Below are 6893 nucleotides of genomic sequence, written 5' to 3' on the forward strand. Positions count from 1 at the left end.
AGGAAGACTTAGGGGATATTTTGCCGATAAAGCGGGTGAATCAGCACTATATTCTAAATTATTCTTCTCTTTTGCCCAGAAATGCTCGATCGCCGCATAAATTAACCAATAAAGTCGCCAGAGATAGGAGGAATTTTTCTCGAGAGTCGGGGACTGGTTAACGAGATCGGAAGGTAGGTTAGAGGTGTGGCTAACACTGCTGGGGATTGCGGGAGAGATAGCGAGAAATTTAGCCTCGAAAATTGCTAATTTTTCGTCAATAACTTCTAAAATCGCTTGAGAATTTAAATTAGGCAGTGGTAAGGAGGGTGGTGTCGGGGTTTTGACGAGATGGGATTCCTGGAAGAGATTTATGGCGATCGCTATTTGCCCCTGTTGTTCCCAGCGTAGCAGGTTCCAAAACCAACGGATCGGGGGCAAGACAGGATTTTTGTCGGTAAAATTCGGTAATAAAGGCGGATATTGAGGATTTAATCGCTTAATTCTCCGTTTTTCGAGGGCGTAGTTAGCCAGTGCCGTTCTAATTTGTTTTTCTATTTGTCTTTGGGTTTGATTATCGGTGATTTTAACAGTCTGGTGATCGTTAGTGACGACAACTAAAGCGTGATCCTCTAGATCGGCTGCTATGCCAATAAATGCCGTTTCTTGGTCAGATAAGCTCTGTAGAAATTCTTTGATCGCATCCGTCCCCTCTTTGCCGGGGGGTGATAATTGTTTCTGGAGACTGTTCCCCAATTGATTAGCCGTCATCCGCAGGGATTGTACCAGCAAATAGACGGGATAGAGGGCTATTTGCAGGGCAATAGCGATCGCATTTTGACCGCGACGGGAGACGCGGCCGAGGTTATCTTTCAGACGGATCAAACGACGGTTGATCAGGTTGAACAGTCGGCTTTTATAGGGATCGGCAGCCATGGATTTTGGGCGATAACATCTTCAATTAGACTATCCTATTGTGCAAGGGCGGGATTAAAAAAATTTTGGCCAAAACCCTTGACTCCCGGAAAGATTATTGTTATATTTAAAAAGGTCTGAAATCCACGCCCCCATCGTCTAGTGGCCTAGGACACCTCCCTTTCACGGAGGCGACAGGGATTCGAATTCCCTTGGGGGTATGAAAAGAAGGTCAGAAGTGTCAAGCTTCTGACTTTTCGGTTTTTTTCTCCCGTTGATGGCTTTTCGGTAAGCTGACGGTGAAGATTGTTCCCCGATCGATCTGACTTTCGACGCTAATTTGTCCATGATGACTGAGGGTAATCGCTAAAGCGATCGCTAATCCTAATCCTGTTCCCCCGGAAGTGGCAGAATTTTGTCGTGCGGGATCGAGACGATAAAAGCGATCGAAAATATGGGACAAAGCAGCCTCGGGAATACCGATTCCGTTATCTTTGACGCGCACCAGTAACACCGATTGTCGATCGCGTTTACTTTTTTCCAATTCCACTGCCACATTTTTAGGCTCAGATTCGGGCAAAAAAGCGTGTTTTAGGGCATTAGAGATTAAATTTGTGAATAAACGTGCTAATTGATCCCAATCTCCCTGCATAGTAAACATTTCATCGCTGTAGGAAAAATCCTCTTGGTCCGGTTCCACAATCGACAAAGAGAGGGAAATTCCCTGCTTATCGGCGATTAAACGCTGTTCTTCCACCACTTCCATCAATAAAGCATCCAAAGGTACAGCTTGCTCGATCGGTTGGACGATGCCACTATCAGAACGGGCTAAAAAAAGCAGATCATTGACTAAATTGCCCAATCTTTCCGTTAAACGCTCGATCACTTGCAAGCGTTGATGGCCAGTTTGGGGATAGGAGATCGCCATTTGCACGTTAGTTTGGATAGTGGCGATCGGATTGCGTAATTCATGGGAAGCATCGGCGGTAAATTGTTTTAAACTCTGATAGGACTCTTTTACGGGTTGAATGGCTAAACCGGACAAAAACCAACCAATCCAGGCGACACTGGCAATCATCAGGCAAATTCCGGCGATTAAATCCCATAATAGCTGTCTAATCGGTTTTGTCACCTCAAACCAAGGATGACTTACCCGCAGATATCCCAAAACATAATGACCGATTTCCACCCTTTCGGTTACTTGTCGCAGCAGACGATTATCGGATAAGCGAATAGTTTCCCCTTGACGGTGGGGATGGAGGGGAATATCTAAGGATTCGGCCAGAGTTGACCAAAGTAGATTACCTTGGGGATCAAACCATTCCAAATCTATATGATCGTCCTCGACGGATTTACCCTGACTGGGAAAACTTGCCAGGGGATCGACGCGATAACGTCCTTGATCCGGGGGAATCGATTCGATCACGAGGGAACGATTTACCACCTCAATGATGTGTTTGAGGGTATCATCAATGCGATCCACTAGGGTATGGCGCACATAAAAATACATTCCCGTAGCGAGAAAAAGCAGTAGTATGGCAGTGACGGCAGTGTACCATAAGGCTAAACGGCGGCGAGTGGCTTGGAACACCGATAATCTATGGATTGGCTAGAGATTTTTAGAGCAATGTATCCTATTTTACAGCTTATTTGAGCGATTTAATAATCGAGAATAAATTATTTTTAGCTATAGGGAAAAACTGACAGTTGCCAAGAATAGCTAGACTTGAAGGATCATAGTCCTTAAAAATTGCCGCTAACAAAGGTATTTTTAGATACATTCTTCTCAATAATTGTTTGAGTAGAACTACAAAAGCAGTCAAAGTGAATTATATTTAACCCTATGGTGACAGGGCTGACAGGAACGGCTAAAAATATTTTTGAGCTTATGTGAATTAATCACAACTATAAATGATGAATTTAAATTACTGGTTAATGAAATCGGAACCCGATGTCTATAGTATCGGGGATTTAAAAAAAGATGGTCAAACTATTTGGGAGGGAGTGCGAAATTATCAGGCGCGCAATTTTCTCCGTCAGATGAAACGGGGAGATTTGGCCTTTTTTTATCATTCTAATACCACCCCGCCGGGGATTGTCGGCTTGATGCGAGTAGTGCAAACTGATATGATCGATCCCACACAATTCGATACCGATAGTCCCTACTATGATTCTAAATCCTCCCCAGATGCCCCGCGCTGGTGGACGGTTAAAGTTGAGTTTGAGCGCCTTTTTCCCCAACTGCTGCCCCTGGGAATTTTAAAACAAAATTTTACCGCCGATGAATTATTATTAGTAAGGACAGGAAATCGTCTGTCAGTGATGCCCGTTAATCAAGCAATTGCGGTAAAAATTCTCGCTTTAGTCGCTCATCAAGGAGTATAAACTGTGAACCAGAAAGATGCTATTAATTTACTTTCCCTGATCGGGGGATTATTGGCCACTATTGTCATTTTAGCGGCCTTTAATGCCTATGTGATTATCACCCCCGGACAAGCGGGAGTTTTAAGTGTGTTAGGAAAGGCTAAGGACGGGGTTTTATTGGAGGGATTTCACTTTAAACCTCCCTTTGTTTCTAGTGTCGATATCTACGATGTTACGGTGCAAAAATTTGAAGTTCCCGCCCAAAGTTCCACTAAAGATTTACAAAATTTATCCGCTAGTTTTGCGATTAATTTTCGTCTTGATCCGACTCAAGTAGTGGCAATTAGAAGAACCCAAGGTACCCTACAAAATATTGTCGCTAAAATTATCGCCCCTCAAACCCAAGAATCCTTTAAAATTGCCGCCGCTAAAAGAACAGTAGAGGAGGCAATTACTCGACGCAGTGAGTTAAAAGAAGACTTTGATAATGCCCTATCGACTCGGTTAGAAAAGTATGGTATTCTAGTCTTAGATACCAGTGTGGTAGATTTGAATTTTTCTCCGGAATTTGCTCGGGCTGTCGAAGATAAACAAATCGCGGAACAACGCGCCCAAAGAGCCGTTTATATCACCCAAGAAGCAGAACAACAGGCCCAGGCAGAAATCAATCGCGCTAAAGGGAAAGCTGAGGCACAAAGACTATTAGCAGAAACTTTAAAAGAACAGGGGGGAGGATTAGTTTTACAGAAAGAAGCGATCGAAGCTTGGCGCGAAGGTGGGGCGCAAATGCCCCGGGTTTTAGTCATGGATGGATCGGGAAAAAATAGCGTACCATTTTTATTTAATTATAGTGATTCTTTTCCAGAAAATACCCCCTAAATTCGGGTCTATTTAGCCCAATTATTTTCTCAAGATAAAGTCTTTCCCATCAAGAGGAAGTGTAACCTAAATTTGGTAAGCTGTTGACTATCTAAATTACTCGTTAAGACTATAGGGGAGAAGGGAGCAGGGAGAAGGAGTTTCAGCCTAAGTCCACCCCACTTCTCCCCATTCCAATCCCATGCCACCATCCCCAACCCAATCAAACCTCTAACTACAAGAAATATGACCTTGGGGTGCTTTTCGTTCAAAAATAACTTGATCGTAGATCGCCGACGAGTGTAAAGTGCGTTAGAAGGCTACCAATTCTGTTAAAAAACCCAAATCAACAATCCGCACCCCACGCAGCAACTTTATTCTTAAATTGGTGTTTCTGTCTTGGCTTATTTTGTTAGCAAGAACAGCCGAGAAACCTATTTGACGCTATCATGGAAACAGCGCTGTACTGCTTGCTAAATCAATGCTTACCCTCAAAACGAGTAAACTAACCCTTGCTGATGTTCAACGTCATCTCAATTTCCAAGAAAAGCTTGAGGATGTTTCATTTACAGAGCTTTTAGCTTTGGAAACCGTCAGCGACGCAGAAAAATTAGAACTTGTTCAAATCCGCAACGATTTTCGACCCTATTTGATGGAAGATAAAGCATCAGAAGGACAAGTGAAAGTTTTAACCCTATTTCCCCTATGGCGGTTAGCTGGTTTTTATCGTTATCCGATTAAGATTAGGGTTGAAGAAGGGATTGATAATATTATCCTTGTCGATGAAGATAAAACTATTAGCGGACGCTTTGATATTGTCACGGTGAATAATTCGATATCAACTGTCAATAATATCACTTTTTGGATTTTAGTAATTGAAGCTAAAGAGAGTGGAATCGAAGTACGTCAGGGATTACCTCAATTACTGACTTATGCCTACAATAGCTTAGAAAGACAACCCTCAGTTTGGGGATTAGCGACTAATGGCTTACAATATATGTTCGTCTATCTCAGACAAGAAACTAACCCCACTTATCAGATAATGCCAGAACTTAATTTAATGTATCCTCAATCAGCAATTAATCTGCTCCAAATTCTCAAGGCAATGGGTCAGCTAATTTTAGAGACATAAATTAGGACTCAAACAAGCTATAATCTCCTATGCCTTCTCTATACTTCTGCGGATTCCTTCTTTAGCAATAAACTTATCTAATACTAAATCTGTTGAGTATATGCTACATATCAGTAGAGTAGCAATTATTGTAGGTTGGGTTGACGCAAGGAAACCCAACCAAGAGTAACCTTTGGGGTGGTTGGGTTTCGCTTTTTCAGGCGAATTAAGCCATTTTCGACCCAGTATTGTTTCGCTCAACCCAACCTACGAGGCTGTCTATATAGGCAATTAAAAGCGTCTTGAATAATTACCACTATCTAAAACTCCTGAGTCGAAAATAAACTTCATTGAGTTGTTCGATTGAACGAGAATGAATTAGTTGATGCTTGCTCAATATCTAACAAAGACTCGATTACAGAATTAACCACAGCAGCTACGCAGGAAATCGCTACACTATTACCGGTTAATTTTCGCATAGTTTGATAACTGCCGACAATTTGATAATCATCGGAAAAACCTTGTAAACGTAGCATTTCCCTTGCTGTTAAGCGTCTTTTCCCATCCACTAACAAATAATTATAGGATGCTCCCGCTCGCAAGGCACAGGAATAGGGATAAGCACTGACATTTCCTCCTTTATTTTCGTGCCAGATAGTCGGTTCACTATAAGGTTTTTTTCCCTCTCTTTTCAGGAAGCGACTTTTTTGAATTCTTGCGGAAGCATAATAAAAATCCGAGACATTTTCTTCTAATATTTCCGTTAAAGTTGTTCTAGATAAAGCTGGTTTTGGCCAGATAAAACCCCGCGCTTCTCGGAAACCAACGATAAAAATCCGTTCCCGTTTTTGCGGTAAACCAAAATTAAGCGCATTCAAAACTCGGTAATCGGTATAGTAATCTAAATCTTGCAAAGTATCGAGAATAACTTCTAAGGTTTTTCCCTGTTGATGTCCCTGCAATTGCTTGACATTTTCCAGAATAAATGCTGCGGGTTGTTTGGCTTTTAAAATGCGGGCAATCTCAAAAAATAGCGTGCCTCTGGTATCTTCAAATCCCTTTAAATCACCACAAATACTAAAAGGTTGACAGGGAAATCCTGCCATTAAAATATCGTGATTGGGAATATCTAGGGCGGCGATTTCGGTAATATCTCCCTGGGGTTTGTCGCCAAAATTAGCGTGATAAATTGCCCGAGCGTCTTTATCTATATCACAGGAAAAGACACAATCAGATTCTAAGTTTTGTTGGCGACAAACTTGTTCAATAGCGACTCGAAACCCTCCCAAACCACAAAAAAGGTCAACAAAACGAATTTTCTGCTTATCTTTAAGTAAATTCATCGATAGTTGAGATTGTAGCGATAGGGATATTCTCTTTGATTTTAACTTATTCAACTTTCACCAAAGAGCGGACGGTAAATATTTCATTGGCGCTTGAGAGTAACAAACTGAAAACAGTCGTCATCCCTGGGGACATACATAAAAAAAGGATGGTGGGTTACGCTTCTTGAACCTCAGTTTTCGGCTCTTCGGTTTGTGTTATGCAATGGACGGGGGTTATAAGGGATGGAACCCTTATAGAGAAAGGCATTTAGCGATTTTTGTCAATTGTTTTTATCTAGAGCGAACTAATCAATTAAGTCTCTTGCCAGATAAGGATTTAG

5 protein-coding genes, 1 tRNA gene and 1 pseudogene are annotated in these 6893 nt (G+C 41.9%); 4 read left to right on the plus strand and 3 right to left on the minus strand.

All coding sequences use genetic code 11. The features are described 5' to 3' along the window. Positions 1–915, minus strand: a pseudogene (locus tag PX481_RS06275) (hypothetical protein); the annotation flags it as partial. A gap of 127 nt (positions 916–1042) precedes the next feature. Here PX481_RS06275 and PX481_RS06280 point away from each other — a divergent pair. Then, a tRNA-Glu gene (locus PX481_RS06280) sits at positions 1043–1115 on the plus strand. Between the two features lie 20 nt (positions 1116–1135). Here PX481_RS06280 and PX481_RS06285 read toward each other — a convergent pair. Further along, entirely contained in the window at positions 1136–2485 is a 1350-nt protein-coding gene (locus PX481_RS06285; RefSeq protein WP_288094015.1) for a sensor histidine kinase, read from the minus strand. Positions 2486–2805: 320 nt separating this feature from the next. Between PX481_RS06285 and PX481_RS06290 the strand changes: the two genes are divergently transcribed. The 3 genes from PX481_RS06290 (at position 2806) to PX481_RS06300 (ending at position 5248) form a co-directional block, all read left to right on the plus strand. After that, a complete protein-coding gene (locus tag PX481_RS06290) occupies positions 2806–3279 on the plus strand; it encodes an EVE domain-containing protein (protein ID WP_002763387.1) in 474 nt (157 codons plus the stop codon). A gap of 3 nt (positions 3280–3282) precedes the next feature. Next, positions 3283–4137 carry a prohibitin family protein gene (locus PX481_RS06295; RefSeq protein ID WP_002763389.1) on the plus strand — a complete coding sequence of 285 codons (855 nt, stop codon included), beginning with the start codon at positions 3283–3285 and terminating at the stop codon, positions 4135–4137. A 460-nt stretch (positions 4138–4597) separates the two neighbouring features. Next, on the plus strand, positions 4598–5248 hold the full coding sequence (locus PX481_RS06300; RefSeq protein WP_002763390.1) for a hypothetical protein: 651 nt from the start codon (positions 4598–4600) through the stop codon (positions 5246–5248). 326 nt (positions 5249–5574) lie between these two features. Here PX481_RS06300 and PX481_RS06305 read toward each other — a convergent pair whose 3' ends face one another. After that, positions 5575–6570 (minus strand): DNA cytosine methyltransferase, encoded by a 996-nt coding sequence (locus PX481_RS06305; protein ID WP_002763391.1) that lies wholly within the window; start codon positions 6568–6570, stop codon positions 5575–5577. Positions 6571–6893 lie beyond the last annotated feature (323 nt).

Source organism: Microcystis sp. M53603_WE2, assembly GCF_030065435.1.

Coding starts and splice junctions, on each gene's coding strand:
- PX481_RS06290 (WP_002763387.1), top strand. CDS start 2,806: ATGATGAATTTAAATTACTGGTTAATGAAATCGGAACCCGATGTCTAT.
- PX481_RS06300 (WP_002763390.1), top strand. CDS start 4,598: ATGCTTACCCTCAAAACGAGTAAACTAACCCTTGCTGATGTTCAACGT.
- PX481_RS06305 (WP_002763391.1), bottom strand. CDS start 6,570: ATGAATTTACTTAAAGATAAGCAGAAAATTCGTTTTGTTGACCTTTTT.